Source organism: Burkholderia sp. SIMBA_051 (assembly GCF_046534915.1).
GTDB lineage: Bacteria > Pseudomonadota > Gammaproteobacteria > Burkholderiales > Burkholderiaceae > Burkholderia > Burkholderia ambifaria.
This window is the reverse complement of sequence record NZ_JAWRXS010000223.1, coordinates 1-276: the sequence shown is the minus strand read 5'-3', so window position 1 is coordinate 276 and position 276 is coordinate 1. Positions and strand designations below refer to the sequence as shown.

The window sequence follows — 276 nt, the reverse complement described above, 5'->3', positions numbered from 1 at the left end:
CGGCCGACGCCGCCGGTGATGTCGGCTGTCGAATTGCTCTGGGAAGCCTTGAGGGTGGCGCCGCATGCGGTCTTGTCACCTTCGGTCGCAGGCGGTCGTCCATCGAACGTCATGCCCACGGGCTTCGTGGTCACGATCGGAAAAACGCCCCCGCATCGCGGACAGGACACCATGTCGCCGAGGAGCGCCATCGGCTTGCCGTCCATCACGTTGGTGGGCGAGCATGTCAGCACGACGCCATCGTGGGACGTCCGATCGCCTTCCCGAATAAACGCA

At 64.9% G+C, this 276-nt stretch carries 1 protein-coding gene; it reads right to left on the bottom strand.

What is annotated here, in order from left to right:
* The coding region (locus SB771_RS34275) for a PAAR domain-containing protein (RefSeq protein WP_410721950.1) at positions 1–276 on the bottom strand (276 nt) is incomplete at both ends.